This is a genomic window from Streptomyces sp. NPDC005017, assembly GCF_042873115.1.
Taxonomy (GTDB): Bacteria; Actinomycetota; Actinomycetes; order Streptomycetales; family Streptomycetaceae; genus Streptomyces.
Window position 1 is genome coordinate 41,508 of sequence record NZ_JBIALD010000016.1, and the last position, 16,679, is coordinate 58,186.

Annotated in this window: 14 protein-coding genes; 5 read left to right on the forward strand and 9 right to left on the reverse strand. The window is 73.1% G+C overall.

Going from position 1 to position 16,679, the window contains the following annotated elements; genetic code table 11:
• Positions 1-243: 243 nt before the first annotated feature.
• From ACFYR0_RS23820 to ACFYR0_RS23840, 5 genes are all read right to left on the reverse strand, one after another.
• The gene (locus ACFYR0_RS23820) at positions 244-741 is read right to left on the reverse strand and encodes a PaaI family thioesterase (protein WP_389331489.1); all 498 of its coding nucleotides are present in this window, start codon (positions 739-741) and stop codon (positions 244-246) included.
• Positions 742-952: 211 nt separating this feature from the next.
• Positions 953-1,747, reverse strand: coding sequence for an enoyl-CoA hydratase (locus tag ACFYR0_RS23825; protein WP_389331492.1), 795 nt, complete (start codon positions 1,745-1,747; stop codon positions 953-955).
• Entirely contained in the window at positions 1,744-2,844 is a 1,101-nt protein-coding gene (locus ACFYR0_RS23830; RefSeq protein WP_389331495.1) for an enoyl-CoA hydratase/isomerase family protein, read from the reverse strand. Before ACFYR0_RS23830 ends, ACFYR0_RS23825 begins: the two co-directional genes overlap by 4 nt.
• Positions 2,841-3,989, reverse strand: coding sequence for an acyl-CoA dehydrogenase family protein (locus ACFYR0_RS23835; protein ID WP_389331498.1), 1,149 nt, complete (start codon positions 3,987-3,989; stop codon positions 2,841-2,843). The genes ACFYR0_RS23830 and ACFYR0_RS23835 overlap by 4 nt, the downstream gene beginning before the upstream one ends.
• 205 nt (positions 3,990-4,194) lie before the next feature.
• Positions 4,195-5,121 carry a LysR family transcriptional regulator gene (locus tag ACFYR0_RS23840; protein WP_389331501.1) on the reverse strand — a complete coding sequence of 309 codons (927 nt, stop codon included), beginning with the start codon at positions 5,119-5,121 and terminating at the stop codon, positions 4,195-4,197.
• On the opposite strand from ACFYR0_RS23840, the gene mmsB reads away from it, so the two are divergent.
• From mmsB to ACFYR0_RS23860, 4 genes are read left to right on the forward strand one after another with little or no spacing between them, the layout of a single operon-like run.
• Positions 5,059-6,105, forward strand: coding sequence for a 3-hydroxyisobutyrate dehydrogenase (mmsB, locus tag ACFYR0_RS23845; RefSeq protein ID WP_389331504.1), 1,047 nt, complete (start codon positions 5,059-5,061; stop codon positions 6,103-6,105). The two genes, ACFYR0_RS23840 and mmsB, sit on opposite strands and share 63 nt — an antisense overlap.
• A 41-nt stretch (positions 6,106-6,146) precedes the next feature.
• Positions 6,147-7,640 (forward strand): aldehyde dehydrogenase family protein, encoded by a 1,494-nt coding sequence (locus ACFYR0_RS23850; protein ID WP_389331507.1) that lies wholly within the window; start codon positions 6,147-6,149, stop codon positions 7,638-7,640.
• A gap of 3 nt (positions 7,641-7,643) precedes the next feature.
• A complete protein-coding gene (locus ACFYR0_RS23855) occupies positions 7,644-8,846 on the forward strand; it encodes a CaiB/BaiF CoA transferase family protein (protein ID WP_389331510.1) in 1,203 nt (400 codons plus the stop codon).
• Positions 8,843-9,637 (forward strand): ABC transporter ATP-binding protein, encoded by a 795-nt coding sequence (locus tag ACFYR0_RS23860; RefSeq protein ID WP_389331513.1) that lies wholly within the window; start codon positions 8,843-8,845, stop codon positions 9,635-9,637. The genes ACFYR0_RS23855 and ACFYR0_RS23860 overlap by 4 nt, the downstream gene beginning before the upstream one ends.
• Positions 9,638-9,921: 284 nt before the next feature.
• On the opposite strand, the gene ACFYR0_RS23865 is transcribed toward ACFYR0_RS23860, so the two are convergent.
• Both ACFYR0_RS23865 and ACFYR0_RS23870 read right to left on the reverse strand, forming a co-directional pair.
• Positions 9,922-12,390 carry a SpoIIE family protein phosphatase gene (locus tag ACFYR0_RS23865; RefSeq protein ID WP_389331516.1) on the reverse strand — a complete coding sequence of 823 codons (2,469 nt, stop codon included), beginning with the start codon at positions 12,388-12,390 and terminating at the stop codon, positions 9,922-9,924.
• 79 nt (positions 12,391-12,469) lie between these two features.
• The gene (locus ACFYR0_RS23870) at positions 12,470-12,883 is read right to left on the reverse strand and encodes a zinc ribbon domain-containing protein (RefSeq protein WP_389331519.1); all 414 of its coding nucleotides are present in this window, start codon (positions 12,881-12,883) and stop codon (positions 12,470-12,472) included.
• Between the two features lie 298 nt (positions 12,884-13,181).
• Here ACFYR0_RS23870 and ACFYR0_RS23875 point away from each other — a divergent pair, with 298 nt between their 5' ends.
• Positions 13,182-14,564: an MFS transporter gene (locus ACFYR0_RS23875; protein WP_389331522.1), complete on the forward strand. Its 1,383-nt coding sequence runs from the start codon at positions 13,182-13,184 to the stop codon at positions 14,562-14,564.
• Positions 14,565-14,680: 116 nt separating this feature from the next.
• On the opposite strand, the gene ACFYR0_RS23880 is transcribed toward ACFYR0_RS23875, so the two are convergent.
• Together ACFYR0_RS23880 and ACFYR0_RS23885 are read right to left on the reverse strand one after the other, a co-directional pair.
• Positions 14,681-16,192, reverse strand: coding sequence for a cation acetate symporter (locus tag ACFYR0_RS23880; protein WP_389331830.1), 1,512 nt, complete (start codon positions 16,190-16,192; stop codon positions 14,681-14,683).
• Between the two features lie 77 nt (positions 16,193-16,269).
• Positions 16,270-16,635: a DUF485 domain-containing protein gene (locus tag ACFYR0_RS23885; RefSeq protein WP_389331525.1), complete on the reverse strand. Its 366-nt coding sequence runs from the start codon at positions 16,633-16,635 to the stop codon at positions 16,270-16,272.
• Positions 16,636-16,679 lie beyond the last annotated feature (44 nt).

A 16,679-nucleotide genomic window follows, 5' to 3' on the forward strand; every position in this document is an offset into this window, starting at 1 on the left:
CTCCGCGCCCGTGGTCGCTCCGATGCCGACACATCGGAGCGACCGCGGGCGCGGTCGCGTGTCCGGGAGAGGTGACCCGAAGTGCCGGGCGCACCAAGCCACTTCAGGCCGGGTCAGCTCGCCGACGCACCGAGTCCCTCCGCAGCGAGGCCGGGCCAGCTCGCCAACCCACCGTGCCCGACCGCCGCGAGAAGCCGGACCAGCTCAGCAGCCCACCGTGTCCCTCCGCCGCGAGAGGCCGGGTCAGCTCGGCGGCGTGCCGTGCGCGTCCGCCGCGAGCCGCGCGGCGTCGACCCGGACGAAGACGGAGTCGCCGACCGCGACCAGCGTCGGGCCCGCGTGGACCTCGCAGATCACCCGGCTCTTGCGGGCCAGGGGGCCTTCGACCCGCGCGGTGAGGGTCAGCTCCACCCCCATCGGAGTCGGCTTCAGGAACTTGACGCCGAGCTCCCCCGTCACGCACTCGATACGTGGCAGGCCGCCGGGCTCGCGGCCCTCGGCGCGGTAGTGGTACGCCATCGCCGTCCAGTTGGAATGGCAGTCGACCAGCATCGCGAGGAGCCCGCCGTAGACCAGTCCCGGCCAGCCCGTGTACTGCGGGGCGGGGCGGTGGACGCAGCGCACATGGACGCCGTCCGGGTCCCAGTGGCTGTGGATCCGCAGACCGGTCGGGTGCGCGCTCCCACAGCCGAAACAGACGCCGTCGGGCGCGGCCAGGTCCTGCAGCGGTGTGGCTTCCACGTGCGCGTTTCTCCTGTTCGTAAGGGCGTGTCCGCGGACGTACGGTGATCGCGGGACCGCCCGATCACATCACGAAGGCCCGGCGCCGGGCACCCCCGAGCGGGGGACCGGGGGCACCGGGCCCGGGAGCGGCGGCAGGCCCTCACGGGTCCTGGCCGAGAACGTCACGGCGGCGGATCCGCCCAGCCGACCCGCTCACCGCACGGTTCCTTCAGCGGTGGGTGAACACCGGCGGCCGCTTCTCCGCGAAGGCGGCCATGCCTTCCTTCTGGTCGGCGGTGGCGAACACCGCGTGGAACAGGCGGCGTTCGAAGCGCACACCCTCGGCGAGGGTCGTCTCGAAGGCCCGGTCGACGGCCTCCTTGGCCATCATGGCGACCGGCTTGGACATGCCCGCCACGGTCTCGGCGACGGCCAGGGCCTCGGTGAGGAGCCGGTCGGCGGGGACGATCCGGGACACCAGACCGGCGCGTTCGGCCTCCGCCGCGTCCATGGTGCGGCCTGTCAGGCACAGCTCCATCGCCTTCGCCTTGCCCACGGCACGCGTCAGACGCTGGGAGCCGCCGATCCCGGGGATGACACCGAGCTTGATCTCGGGCTGGCCGAAGACGGCGGTGTCGGAGGCGAGCAGGATGTCGCAGAGCATGGCGAGTTCGCAGCCGCCGCCGAGCGCGTAGCCGGAGACGGCGGCGACGGTCGGGGTGCGGAGCCGGCCGAGCCGGTCCCAGGCGCCGAACCAGTCGTCGAGGTACATGTCCATGTAGTCCCGGGGGCGCATCTCCTTGATGTCGGCGCCCGCGGCGAAGGCCTTCGCGGACCCGGTGATCACGATGCAGCCGACCTCGGGATCACGGTCCAGCGCCTCGGCGGCGGCCACGACCTCCCGCATGACCTGGAGGTTCAGGGCGTTGAGCGCCTTGGGCCGGTTGAGGGTGAGCAGCGCGGTCCGGCCCCTGCGCTCGACGAGGACGGTCTCGTACGGCGCCTCGGTGGCGGTGTCGGTCATCGCTGTGCTCCGTTCTCGGCGGGGGCGGTGTCGTCCGGGGCGAAGCCGAGTTCCCGTCGGCCGAGCGGGGCGAAGAAGCGGGCCACGTCGGCGTCCGACACGTCGGAGAGCGAGCGCGGGGACCAGCGGGGGTCGCGGTCCTTGTCGATGACCTGGGCGCGGATGCCCTCGACCAGGTCCGGGGAGGTCAGCGCGGCGCAGGCGATGCGGTACTCCTGCTCCAGGGCCCGCTCCAGGGAGTCGAGGCCGCGTGCCCGGCGCAGGGCGGCGAGGGTGACCTTGAGGGAGGTCGGCGACTTGGTGAGCAGTGTCCCGGCCGCGTCCTTGGCGGGGGCGAGGCCGGTGTCGAGGAGGCGGCCGACGATCTCCTCCACGGTGTCGGCGGCGTAGCAGGCGTCGATCCAGTCGCGCTGCGCGGCCAGTTCACCGGCCGGCGGTTCGGCGCTGTGGCGGGCGACGGCCTCCTCGGCCGGCAGTCCGGCGAGGTCGTCGAGGAGGGCGGGCAGCCGGTGGGAGGGGACGTAGAGGTCGGCCAGGCCGCACAGCCGGGCGTCGGCCGCTCCCACCGGGGTGCCGGTGAGCGCGAGATGGGTGCCGAGCTCGCCGGGGGCGCGGGAGAGCAGGTAGGTGCCGCCGACGTCGGGCACGAAGCCGATGCCGGTCTCGGGCATGGCGATCCGGGAGCGCTCGGTGGCCACCCGCACGCTGCCGTGCGCGGAGACGCCCACCCCGCCGCCCATGACGATCCCGTCCATCAGGGCGACATAGGGCTTGGGACAGCGCGCGATGCGGGCGTTGAGCCGGTACTCGTCGTACCAGAAGTCCGCCGAGGCGCTCCCGCCGGCGCGCGCGTCCTCGTAGATGGAGCGGATGTCGCCGCCGGCGCACAGCCCGCGCTCCCCCGCGCCGCTGATCACGACCGTGTCGACGCGCGGGTCGTGCTCCCAGTCGGTCAGGGCGTCGTCGATGCGGCGCACCATGACGTGGTTCAGGGCGTTGAGGGCGCGGGGGCGGTTGAGGGTGAGGTGGCCGGCCCGGCCGCGGATCTCCGTCAGTACGGAGTCGTCGGCGGCCGAGGGGGGCGTGGTCGGGGTCATCGGGTGGCTCCGATCAGGCCGCGGGCGACGATGAGGCGCATGATCTCGTTGGACCCTTCCAGGATCTGGTGGACACGGAGGTCGCGGACGATCTTCTCCACGCCGTACTCGCTCAGGTAGCCGTACCCCCCGTGCAGCTGGAGGGCGCGGTCGGCGACGGCGAAGCCGGTGTCGGTGGCGAACCGCTTGGCCATGGCGCAGAGCTCGGGGGCCCGCGGGTCCTCCTGGTCCAGGGCGGCGGCGGCCTGCCGGACGAGAGCGCGGGCGGCGGCGAGCTCCGTGGCCATGTCGGCGAGGCGGAACTGGAGCGCGGACGACTCGATCAGCGGGGCGCCGAAGGCCTCACGGTCGATGAGGTAGGCGCGGCTGCGGTCCAGGGCGCTCTGGGCGCCGCCGAGGGAACAGGCGGCGATGCCGAGCCGTCCTCCGTTGAGGCCCTTCATCGCGATGCGGAAGCCGTCGCCCTCCGCGCCGAGCCTGCGGTCGGCGGGGACGCGGACACCGTCGAGGATCACCTGGCGTGTGGGCTGGGCGTTCCAGCCCATCTTCTTCTCGTCGGGGCCGAACGACAGCCCGGGATCGTCGCGCCGGACGACGAAGGCGGTGATGCCGCGGGCCCCGTCGTCGCTGGTGCGGGCCATGACGATGTAGAGGTCGGAGACCCCGGCGCCGGAGATGAACTGCTTGACGCCGGTCAGGACGTAGTGGTCGCCCTGGCGTTCGGCGCGGGTGCGCAGTGCCGCCGCGTCGGAGCCGGCGCCCGGCTCGGTGAGGCAGTAGCTGCCGAGCTCGTCCATGGAGCACAGTCCCGGCAGCCAGCGGGCGCGCTGACCGTCGTCGCCGAACCGGTCGACCATCCAGGCCACCATGTTGTGGATGGAGAGGTAGCCCGCGATGGTGGGACAGCCGACGGCGAGCGCCTCGAAGACGAGGACGCCGTCGGAGCGGGCGAGCCCGGAACCGCCCCGGTCCTCTGCGACGTACACGCCGCCGAGGCCGAGTTCGGCGGCCTTGCGCAGGACGTCGACGGGGAAGTGCTTGTGCTGGTCCCATGCCTCGGCCTGGGGGGCGAGGTGTTCCTGGGCGAAGTCCAGCGTGGTCTCGACGATGGCCAGCTGGTCCTGGTTGAGGCTGGTGGTCAGCATCGCGTCAGTGTCCCTTCCGCGCCGGGACGGCGCTCCGCCGGGCGAAGATCGAGGTCAGGGGGAGGGGTGTGGCAGTCATGCGCCTCATGCTGCGGGGGCGGCGCGGGGTGCAGTACCTCCGGATAGAGGTATGGGAAATTTCCGGTGTACCCGCTCACGCACGCGGGTCCCGCCCGATCGCGCAGGTCCCGCTCACCCGCCCGGTTCACGGCCCGGCGGGCGGCGACGGCGGGTGGAGCAGCTCCGTCCGCCTCCCGAACCAGTCGGCGAGATGCTCGTACACCAGCCGGACGCGTTCCACGTTGAGCAGCGCGGACGGCACGATCATCCAGAACGTGCGGGCGACTTCCAGCTCGCCCGCGAGCAGGGGAACGGTCCGGGGGTCCCGCTCGGCGAGGAAGGCGGGGAGCAGTCCGATGCCCATGCCGGCCGCGACGGCCTCCAGTTGGGCGAAGACGTTGCTGCTGCGGAAGGCGAAGTCGGCCGTCTCGGACACCTGGTGGAACACCCGCAGCTCGGGCAGGTCGAGCAGGGACTCGATGTACCAGACCATCTCGTGTCCGGCGAGGTCGTCGGCGGTGCGGACGGGCCGCCGGTCGCGCAGGTAGCCGGGCGAGGCGTACAGCCGTAGGACGTACTCGCCGAGGGGGCGCGCGTGCAGCCTGGGCAGTTCCGGCCGGTGCAGGGTGATCGCCACGTCGAACTGGCCGGTGTGGTGGCTGATCAGGGCGCTGGTGGTGACGAGTTCGAGGTCGATGCCCGGGTGCCGGGCGTGCAGGGGCGCGAGCGCCGGGGCTACGAGCACGGAGCCGGCCGCGTCGGTGGCGACGATCCGCACGAGGCCGGAGACCGGGCGGCCGGCGTCGTCCGGCGCGGCGAACGCGAGGACGGCCTCGGCCTCGATGCGTTCGGCGTGCGGCAGCAGCCGTCGTCCGGCCCCGGTCAGCGTCCAGCCGGTGCGGGTCCGCTCGAACAGCCGGTGGCCGACGGCCTTCTCCAGCGCGGCCAGCCGGCGGGAGACGGTGGTGTGCTCGACCCCGAGGCGCTCGCCCGCCGCGACCAGCCGTCCATGGCGGGCCAGGGCCAGGAAGTAGCGCAGGTCGTCGAGGTTGACCTTCCGATCGATGTGCATATCCGCACGGTACCTGTGTCGAAGTGCCTCTTGTCCGTGCAGGTGTGCAGGTTCGACGGTGGACGCCAACAGCTTCATGGCAGCAGGAGGTATCGGATGGCCACCGTCGGTTTCATCGGTCTCGGCAACATGGGCGGTCCCATGGCCGCCAACCTCGTGGCGGCCGGTCACCGGGTGCGGGGCCACGACCTCTCCCCCGACGCCGTCGCCGCCGCGAGCGAGGCCGGGGTGACGATCGCCGGGTCCGTCGCGGACACGGTGGCGAAGGCCGAGGTCGTGATCACGATGCTGCCGACCGGGCGGCACGTCAGGGACGTGGTGCTCGGCGACGACGGTGTGCTCGCGCACGCCGCCGAGGGCACGGTGGTGATCGACTCCTCGACCATCGACATCCCGAACACACGGGCCGTCCACGCGGCCCTGTCCGAGCGCGGACTGCCCGTGCTGGACGCCCCGGTGTCCGGCGGCGTCGCCAAGGCCAGGGCGGGCACGCTCACCTTCATGGCCGGCGGCACCGACGAGGCGTTCGCGCTCGCCCGTCCCTATCTGGAGGCGATGGGCGCGAACATCGTCCACACCGGCTCCGCGGGCGCGGGCCAGGCGGCGAAGATCTGCAACAACATGCTGTTCGGCACCACCATGACGGCCGTCGCGGAGGCCTTCGTCCTCGCCGAACGGCTCGGTCTGGACGCCCGCAGCCTCTACGACATCGTCAGCACCTCCTCCGGTGACAGCTGGGCGCTGCGCAACTTCTGCCCCTGGCCCGGCCTGGTGGAGGGCTCGGCCGCCGACAACGGCTACCGAGCGAACTTCGCCGCCGCGCTGATGAGCAAGGACCTGCGGCTGGCGCTCACCGCCGCCGAGGAGTCCGGTGTCGAGCTGCCCGTGTCGGGCCGTGCCGACGCCGTGTTCGCCGCGCTCGCCACGGCCGAGGGCCATCTCGACGCCTCCGCCGTCATCCGCGAGATCCGCGGCCGCGACTGACCCGGCTCCGCTCCCCCAACCCCTGTTCGAAGGACCGCACCATGACGAGCCAGCAGACCACCCCCCTCCTGTCCGAGCACCACGTCGGTGACACGCTCATGCTGATCGACGGCGAGTGGACCGGCGCCGCCGACGGCCGGTGGATCGACGTCGAGAGCCCGCGCGACCGCACGGTCCTCGGCCGTGTGCCGCGCGCCGGGACCGAGGACGTCGACCGGGCCGTCACCGCGGCCGCCCGTGCCTTCCCCCTCTGGCGGGACCTGCGCCCCCGCGACCGCGGCGACGTCTTCCGCCGGATCGCCGACGCCCTGGAGCCCGAGCAGGAGCGCATCGCCCGGCTGCTGTCGCTGGAGAACGGCAACGCGCTGCGCACCCAGTCACGCGGTGAGACGCAGTTCCTCGTCGACGCCTTCCGCTACTTCGCCGGTGTCGCCGGTGAGGCCAAGGGCGAGAGCATCCCGCTCAACTCGCTCGTCCTGGACTACTCCCGGCGCGAACCGCTCGGCGTGGTCGGCGCGATCGTGCCCTGGAACGCGCCCCTGATGCTCTCCGCGCTGAAGATCGCCCCCGCGCTGGTCACCGGCAACACCCTGGTCCTGAAGCTCGCCGAGGACGCCCCGCTCGCCGCCCTGGCCGTGGCGCGGATCTGTCAGCAGTACCTGCCGGACGGCGTGCTGAACGTCGTCACCGGCTACGGCACGGAGGCCGGCGAGGCACTCACCTCGCACCCGGCCGTCGCCAAGCTGTCCTTCACCGGCTCCACGGCCGTGGGCCGCCGCGTGATGGAGAAGGGCGCCGAGCGGATCGTCCCCGTCTCGCTCGAACTGGGCGGCAAGAGCCCGCAGATCGTCTTCCCCGACGCCGACGAGGACTGGGTGGTGGACGGCACCATCATGGGGATGCGGTTCTTCCGCCAGGGTCAGTCCTGCACCGCCGGATCGCGTCTGTTCGTCCACGAGGCCGTCTTCGACTCCTTCGTCGACAAGCTGGTGGACCGGCTGTCCAAGCTGGTCGTCGGCGACCCTCTCGACGAGGCCAGCGACATGGGCACGCTCGTCAACGGCCGCCAGCACGGCCGGGTCTGCGAGTACATCGCCGAGGGCATCGCCCAGCCCGGAGTGGACCTCGCGCTCGGCGGCCTGCCCCCCGTCGAGGGCCCGCTCGCCGAGGGCTGGTACCAGCGGCCCACCGTCTTCGCCCATGTCTCCAACTCCTGGCGGATCGCCGCCGAGGAGATCTTCGGACCGGTGGTCTGCGCGATCCCGTGGCGGGACGAGGACGAGGTCGTGCGCATGGCCAACGACACCCACTACGGCCTCGCCGGCTTCGTCTGGACGCACGATCTGGGCCGGGCCCTGCGCACCGCGCACGCCCTGGAGGCGGGCTGGGTCCAGGTCAACCAGGGCGGCGGCCAGGTCCTCGGCCAGTCGTACGGCGGGTTCAAGCAGAGCGGCATCGGCCGGGAGTTCTCCCTGGAGGGCATGCTCGACAGCTACACCCAGCGCAAGCACGTCTCCGTCCATCTGGAGCGCTGAGCGATGAGCACCTCCACCACCGCGGGCCCGCTGACCGGCGTGGTCGTCGTCGACCTCTCCCGCGCGCTGGCCGGGCCCCAGACCGCCATGATGCTCGGCGACATGGGCGCGCGGGTCATCAAGGTCGAGGCACCCGGCACCGGCGACGAATCGCGCGGCTGGGGTCCCCCGTTCGTCGGCCCCGAACAGGCGCCGGAGTCGACGTACTTCCTCTCCTGCAACCGCAACAAGGAGTCGGTCACCGCCGATCTGAAGTCTCCCGAGGGCGTCGACCTGCTGACCCGGCTGGTCCGGCACGCCGACGTGCTGGTGGAGAACTTCCGGCCGGGTGTCATGGACCGCCTCGGCTTCTCCCCCGCGCGCCTGCACGAGCTCAACCCGCGGCTGGTGGTCCTCTCCATCAGCGGCTTCGGCCACGACGGCCCCCAGGGCGGGCGCGCCGGGTACGACCAGATCGCCCAGGGCGAGGCCGGGCTGATGAGCCTCACCGGGACCGGCCCCGACAGTCCCTCCAAGGTGGGGGTGCCGATCGGCGACGTGCTCGCGGGCATGAACGGCGCCTACGGCGTGGTCAGCGCGCTGTACGAGCGCGAACACACCGGGCGTGGCAAGGTCGTGCGCACCTCCCTGCTCGCCTCGATCGTCGGGGTCCACGCCTTCCAGGGCACCCGGTACACGGTCGCGGGCGAGGTGGGCCGTGCGGCGGGCAACCACCATGTGGCGATCGCCCCGTACGGCATGTTCCGCTGCGACGGCGGGGCGATCCAGGTGGCCGCCGCCAACGACGCCCAGTGGGTGAGGTTCGCGCGGATCGCCGGACTGGACACCGCCGACCCGCGCTACGAGACCAACGCGCGGCGCGTGGCGCATCGCGAGGAGCTCGTCGCGGACATCGAGAAGGCCCTGCTCGAACATCCGCCCGCGTACTGGCTGGCCCTGCTGGACGCCGCCGGTGTCCCGGCCGGCGAGGTCCGCACCCTCGACCAGGTCTACGACTGCCCGCAGACCCGCTCCCAGGGCCTGGTCGTCACGGTGGACCACCCCTCCCTCGGCACCATCGAACTGCCCGGCCCCGCCGTCCGGTTCGACGAGGGAGGCCGCACCCGGCACCTCGCGCCGCCCCGTCTGGGAGAGCACGACGAGAGCGTGCGCGCCTGGCTGCGCGGCCTCGACCCGCACCCGGGCGAGGCCGGGGCGGCCCGATGACCCCGACCGTGGCCGCGCTGTCCGGGGTGAGCGTGCTGCGTCACCCCACCGGCCGGATGATCCTCGACCGTGTCGACTGGCGGGTCCGGGCCGGTGAGCACTGGGCACTGCTCGGGCCGAACGGCGCCGGCAAGACCACCCTGCTGCGGCTGCTCGGCGCACAGGGCCATCCCACCAGCGGCACGGTCGACGTCCTCGGTCACCGGGTCGGCCGGGTCGACCTGCGCCGGCTGCGGAGCCGTATCGGGTTCGTGTCGCCGATGCAGGAGGTGCCGCCCAAGGCCACCGCGCACACGGTCGTCCTCACCGGCGCCACCGGCACCGTGCAGCCGCTGTGGCGCGAGTACGACGCGGCGGCACGGGCGCGGGCCCATGAGCTGCTGGCCGAACTGAACTGCAAGGACCTCGCCGACCGGCCCTACGGTGTGTGCTCCGGCGGGCAGCGGGCCCGGGTGCTCGTCGCACGGGCCCTCATGTCCGAGCCGGGCCTGCTCCTGCTCGACGAGCCGTACAACGCCCTGGACCTGCCGTCGCGCGAGGACGTGATCGACGCGATGCGGGAACTGGCGCGCAGCCGACCGGAGTTGGCGACCGTCACCGTCACCCACTACCTGGAGGAGCTGCCCGCCACCACGGGCCACGCCCTGCTGCTGCGCGACGGACGGGTGCAGGCCGGCGGCCCGGTCGACGAGGTGCTCACCAGCGCCCGGATGACCGCCTGCTTCGGGCGGCCGGTCGAGGTCGAGCGACGGGCGGGGCGCTGGACCGCCCGCTCGGCCCGCACCGGCTGAACCGGCACCTCACACGCACTTCCCCCGCCCCGCAGCGACCGACCCGGCACGTCACGCACACTTCCCCCGCCCCGCACCGGCTGACCCGGCACGTCACGCGCGCTTCCCCCTGATCGAAGGGCACGTCACGCACGGTTCCCCCTGACAGAGGGGCACCTCGGCTGCCGTGCCCCGGCCCGACCGGCATCGCGTTCCCTCCCCCCGGCGATGCCGTTCCCCTCCTCACGGGCCGGGGCACGGCTCACCCCTGTGCGGCCACCGGCGGTGCGGCCACCGGCGGGGCTTCACGTCCCGGCGGGCAGCCGCTGTTCCGCCCAGACGGTCTTGCCGTCCGCGGCGTGGCGGGTGCCCCACCGTTCGCTGAGCTGGGCGACGAGCAGCAGGCCCCGGCCGCCCTCGTCGTAGGTGCGGGCCCGGCGCAGATGCGGGGCGGTGCTGCCGGCGTCGGAGACCTCGCACACCAGGGTCGCGCCGCGGATCAGCCGGAGTCCGATGGGCGGCCTGCCGTAGCGCACGGCGTTGGTGACCAGCTCGCTGACCAGGAGTTCGGTGACGAAGGAGATCTCCTCCAGCCCCCAGGCCTCCAGGCGGCCCGCCACCAGCTTCCGTGCCCGTGCGACCTCGGCCGGGTCGGAGGCGATGTCCCAGGCGGCGACCTGGGTGTCGTCGAGCGCCCCGGTCCGGGCGACGAGCAGGGCGATGTCGTCCGCGGGCGGGCCGGCGCAGCAGGCGTCGACGACGGCGTCGCAGATCTCCTCCAGCGAGGCCGAGGGATCGGCGAGGGCCCGGCGCAGCGGGGCGAACCCGGTGTGACGGTCGATCTCGTGCACGAGGCCGTCGGTGTAGAAGGCGAGCAGACTGCCCGGCGGCAGGTCCAGCACCGCCGACTCGAAGGGCAGGCCGCCCAGGCCGAGGGGCGGGCCGGCGGGCAGTTCGGGGAAGTCGAGGTCGCCGTCCGGCCGCAGCACGGCGGGGCCCGGGTGTCCGGCGCGGGCCATGACGCAGGTGCGGGTGACCGGGTCGTAGACGGCGTACAGGCAGCTCGCTCCGACCTCTCCGGCCTCGGGGCGGTGCGGCGCCTCCGGGTCCGGTTCCGCGGCGGGTTCGTGGTCGGCGCGCAGCACGAGGTCGTCGAGATGGGTGAGGAGTTCGTCGGGCGGCAGGTCGAGGTCGGCGAGGGTGCGGACGGCGGTGCGCAGGCGCCCCATGGCGGCCGAGGCGTGCACCCCGTGGCCGACGACGTCGCCGACGACGAGGGCGACCCGCGAGCCGGGCAGCGGGATCACGTCGAACCAGTCGCCGCTCACCCCGTCCCGGGAGCTGCCCGGCAGATACCGGAAGGCGAGGTCCACGGCCGTCTGCCGGGGGGTGTGGTGCGGCAGCAGGCTGTGCTGGAGGGCCAGGGCGGCGTTGCGTTGCAGGGTGTACTGGCGCGCGTTGTCGATGGCGAGGGCGGCCCGGGAGGCGAGCTCGGCGGCCAGGTGGAGATCGTCCATGTCGAACGGTTCGGGCGTGCGGTGCCGCATGAAGATCACCAGGCCGAGGGTGGCGCCCCGGGCGAGCAGGGGTGCGGCGAGGTAGGAGTGGATCCCGAACTCCCGTGCGCGTTCGCCACGGGCCGGTTCGCGCTCCAGCCAGCGTTCCATGTCGGGGTCGGTGATGCGGTGCCGCAGGGCGTGTCCGGTGGCGAGCGCCCGCGCCATGGGCGAGTCCGGGGCGACCAGGTCGGGCTCTCCGGTGGGGATCGCCGACTCGGGACAGCCGGGCAGGACGGAGTGCTGGGCGACGCGGTGGTAGACGCCGGCCGTCGGGTCGGCCGCCGGTGCGGGCGCGAGGCCCCGGACCACGCTGTCGAGCAGGTCGACACCCACGTAGTCGGCGAACCGCTCGGCGGCCAGGTCGGCCAGTTCCTGGGCGGTCCGGACGACGTCGAGGGTGGTGCCCACGCCCGCCCCGGCCGCGCTCAGCAGCGCGAGCCGGCGCCGGGCCCGGTCCTCGTCGGTGATGTCGAGGGCGGCGATGGACGTGCCGCGCACCTGTCCGCCGGCGTCGGTCAGCGGGTAGACGAATTCGGTGTAGACCCGGCCGCGCCCTTCCTGCCGGGCACGGTCGGATATGCGCACCGTGACCGCTTCGCCGGTGCGCAGCACCTGCTCCGACAGTTGCTCCAGCCGCCGGTACAGCGGTGCGGGTCCGACCTCGCCGAGGCGGCGGCCGAGTGTCTGCTCGGCGCCCAGGGCCATCATCCGGTAGGCCTCGTGGTTGGCGCCGACCATGCGGTTGTCGTCGTCGAAGACACCTACGGCCAGAGGAAGCTGGACGAGGGCACGGCCCATGAGTTCCGCGGTCACCTCGTCCGCCGCCGGGAGGCCGGGATACGGTTCCCGCCGTCCCGGCTCGGCGATCAGCAGCACCCATGACAGATCACCGGACGCGGTGTGCACGGGGGTGGCGCGCACATCGGCGTCGACGCGCCGGCCGTCGTGGTGGCGCAGGGCCGCGCGGCCGCTCCAGTCCTGCCCGTCATCGAGGGCGCGGGCCAGCGGATGCGAGAGGGGTCCGTCGAAGAGGTCGGTGGCGGGGTGTCCCACGATCTGCCCGGCGCTGTGGCCGAGCAGCATGCGGGCACCGGGCGCCCAGGCGGTGACGCGGTGCCGGCCGTCCAGACAGACCGCGGCGGGCGGCGGGGTGCCGCCGGTCCCGTCCGGGCGGGTGTGCGACGCCGTGCCGTCCGCCGAATCGTTGTGTGCCATGTCCGGGCCCTGCCGTCCGCCGTCGTACGACCAGCCCCCGCCTGTCTGCGTCCAGAGTGGACCCGTCGTGCCGCCGGGCTCAACCCGCGTCGCGGATCCAGCCGTCCAGGGGCGCCTCGACGCAGGGGCGGACCAGCAGCTCACCGCGGACGGTCCGCTCGCCCGCGACGGCCGCGGACGACCCGGCGAGCCGGACCTGGACACCGGGGCGCACGGCGTGCGGCGGCCCGGTCACCCGGCACCGGACGACGAACCCCTCCTTCATCCGTACCGGCCACAGGGCGTCCCGGTCCGCGGCCGTGGTCCGGCGGGGTGCCACGACCCCGACGCCCTCGCTGCGCTCGGTCACCAGCTCGGCGGACCAGCAGGCCGGGCAGCTCGACCGCCGGATGGTGGCCGTGCCGCACCAGGTGCAGCGCAGGAAGAGCAATTCCGTGGGGGTTTCGGTCTCCTGCGCGGACCGGCCGTCCGCCGGAACCGGTCCTTTTCTCATCACTCGCGCGAAATACACGGCGCCCGCTCCCTTCGAATGTCGCGATCCGCTGTCCGGGCGGACGGCGGGAGGGGAGCAACATATGGCACCCGGTTCCCCGGTGAAAGAGCGGACTTCCCCCAGTTGGAGAGGGCTTTCATCTGGCGGGAATGCCAGGAATTCAGGGAGATGCAGGCACCGCGTGCCATTGTCCTCCCTCTCCAACTGGAGGTGTTGCTGTGGCCCACGACACCTCATCTTCGACTCATCCCCCGCAGCAGCCGCGACGACGCCGTCGCCCGCATATCGGAGTCCCCAAATGTCCCAGCCCCCTGCCCGCTCCTCCGGGAAATCGACCTCGCTCTCCAGAATCATCATGGTGAGCAGCGCCGGATCGGCCATCGAGTGGTTCGATTTCTTCATCTACGGCACCGCCGCCGCACTGGTCTTCAACAAACTGTTCTTCCCGGCGTCCGATCCGCTCGTCGGCACGCTGCTGGCATTCATGACGTTCGCCATCGGTTTCGTGGCGCGTCCGGTGGGTGGAATCGTCTTCGGGCACTTCGGCGACCGGGTGGGACGCAAGCCCGCGCTGGTGAGCGCTCTGTTCCTGATGGGCGGTTCCACGGCGCTGATCGGCCTGCTGCCGACCTACGACGCCATCGGTGTGGCCGCGCCGGTGCTGCTGGTCGTGCTGCGCCTGCTCCAGGGCATCGCGGTGGGCGGCCAGTGGGGCGGAGCCGTGCTGATCGCCACGGAGAACGCCCCGCGGGGCCGCCGCGGCCTGTACGGCAGTTTCGCGCAGCTCGGTGTGCCGGCCGGGCTGATGCTGTCCAGCCTGGTGTTCCTCGTGATCACCTCCACCCTCGACGACCGGCAGTTCACGGCGTGGGGCTGGCGGGTGCCGTTCCTGTGCAGCATCGCGCTGATCGTGGTCGCGCTGTTCGCCCAGTTCAAGCTGGAGGAGACGGAGGACAGCCGGCAGGCACGGCAGGAGCGGGAGGCCACGGGCGCCGCGGAGGGTTCCCGCTCGCCGGTGGTGGAGGTGCTGCGCAGGCACCCGAGGAACGTGCTGCTGGCCGCCGGAGCCGTCGTCGTCATCGGCGCGGGCTTCTATCTCTTCGTCACCTACATGCTGTCGTACGGCACCACGGTCCTCGGCATGCCCAAGAGCACGCTGCTGAACGCGGTGCTGGTCGGCGCCGCGCTCCAGGTGCCCGCGCTGATGGGCTTCGGTGCCCTGTCCGACCGTGTGGGCCGCCGCGCGGTGTACCTGGTGGGCGCGGCCGGCATGGGGCTGTGGGCCTACCCGGCGTTCCTGCTGCTGAACACCGAGCGGTGGCCGCTGGTCACACTGGCGCTGGTGGTCGGCCAGTTGCTGTTCGCGGCGATGTACGGACCCCAGGCGGCCTTCTTCTCCGAGCTGTTCAGCGCGCGGGTGCGCTACTCCGGTGCCTCGCTCGGCTATCAGCTGGGCGTGATGCTGGGCGGCGCGTTCACCCCGATCGTCGCGACCTGGCTGTACGCGAAGTACGAGTCGTTCGTGCCGGTGGCGGGCTTCCTGGTCGCCGCGGCGGCGGTGTCCTGTCTGTGTGTGCTGGTGCTCAGCGAGACGTACCAGGACGAGGACGACGACGATAACGCGTCCGCGGCCGCGGACGCCGAGTCCGGCGGGAACGTTCGGCCCCTGACGGCGCGCTGACGACTCCCGCTCCGGCGAGCGGCCGCCGTGTGGTCACGGCGGCCGCTCGCCGCGCGGTCCCGGGTACGGAGGTGACGGGCGGCGCGGCGGGGTCCTCCCGCCGCGCCGCCCGTGACTCAGTCCCGTCCGCGGGCGCGGGCGAGCACCCGCACCTCCGTCTCCGCGAACGGCGCCCCGCCGGGCTCCCGGCCGTCGCGCACCGACCCGAGCCAGCCGAGCAGGAAGCCGATCGGTACGGCGACCAGGGCGGGGTTGCGCAGCGGGAACACCGCGAGGTCCAGGCCGGGCAGCAGAGCCGTCGGGGAACCGGTGACGTCCGGGGACAGCAGCACCAGCAGCAGGGACGAGGCCAGGCCGCCGTAGATGCTCCAGACGGCACCCCTGGCGGTGAAGCCGCGCCAGTAGAGCCCGTAGAGCAGCGAGGGCAGGCTCGCCGAGGCCGCGAGGGCGAAGGCCAGACCGGCCAGGAACGAGATGTTGATGTGCTGCACGTACATCGACAGCGCGGTCGCGGCGACACCGATGACGACGACCGCGACCCGGGCCACGAGCACCTCGCGCCGGGCCGGGCAGTCGCCGCGCCGGAGCACGGTGACGTACAGGTCGTGGCTCAGTGAGGTCGCCGCGGCCAGGGTCACCCCGGCCACCACCGCGAGGATCGTCGCGAACGCCACGCAGGACACCAGGGAGACCAGCGGGGCTCCGCCCAGACGCTCCGCCAGCAGCGGCAGGGCCGTGTTGCCCGTGCTGCTGTCGGCCGCGACGGCGTCCCCGCCGACCAGGGCCGCGGCGCCGAATCCCAGGACGCCCGCGACCAGGCACATGGCGCAGGTCAGCCAGGTCATGAGCCGGACCGACCGGCGGGCCTTCGCCGCCGTCGGGACCGCGCCGAGCCGCATCAGCACGTGCGGCAGGCCCGCCGTGCCCAGCGCCAGGGCGAGCGCGAGACTGAGCAGGTCGAGCCCGCCCTGGATGCCGGTGAAGCGCATGCCGGGCTGTAGCAGGTCCTCGCCGGGGCCGCCCGATCCGGCGGCCGCCGACAGCAGGGCGCCCGGGTCGAACCCGAAGCGGGCCAGCACCCACACCGCCAGCAGCACCGTGGTGCCCAGCAGCAGCGCCGCCTTGATCATCTGCATCGCGGTGGTCGCGCGCATGCCCCCGATCAGCACGTACATGATCATCAACAGGCCGAGCGCGCCCACGACGACCCGTTGGGAGACCTCCCCGGGGATGCCGAGGATCGACGCCGCGATCGAACCGGCGCCGACCATCTGCACGATCAGATAGAGCAGGCAGATCACCAGCGTGGACACACTGCTCGCCGCGTACACGGACCGCGCTCCGAGCCGCTGGGCGAGGCAGTCGCCGATCGTGAACCGGCCCGTGCTGTGCACCGGTTCGGCGACCAGGAACAGCAGGAGCACACAGCCGACGACCGGGCCGACGAGGTAGACGACGCCGTCGTAGCCGGTGAGCGCGATCAGGCCCGGGGTGCCGAGCAGCGTGGCGGCGGAGACGTAGTCGCCGAACATCGCGAACCCGTTGCGTACGGCCGACAGCCGGCGCTCGTCGACGAAGAAGTCACCGGGCGTGTCCCGTTCGGGCGTCAGCCACAGCGCCAGGAACATCGCCAGGACGACGAACACGATGAAGACCGCGAGGACCGGGAAGGGCTCCTCCCCGCCCGGCAGGCGTCCGGACAGCGTCACCGTTCGCCCTCCCCTTCGAACGAGGCACGGACGCGGGCGGCCGCCGGGTCGGTCCGGGTCCGGGCCCGGCGGGTGTACCACTGGACCGCCGTCAGACAGAGAGCGCCGAGCAGCAGGCCGAGGCCCATGCCCACGTTCACGTCCCCCAGCAGCCGCACGGCGAGCAGTCCGGGGGCGGCGACGGCGAGCAGCGAGTGCAGCACATAGAGGCCGAGCACGGCCCCGAGGACGGTGAGGGCGGAGCGGCGCGCGGCCCGCAGTACGCCGGTCTGCGGGTCGGCCTGGAGCTGGGCGAAGGTCGGCGGGCGGTGCGCGGGCGGCGGCGGTGCGGACGGGCGGGGGCGGAAGGCGTCATGGCTCATGCCGCGCACCTCCGGACCGGCGCCTGGGCAGGCGCGAGTGCCTT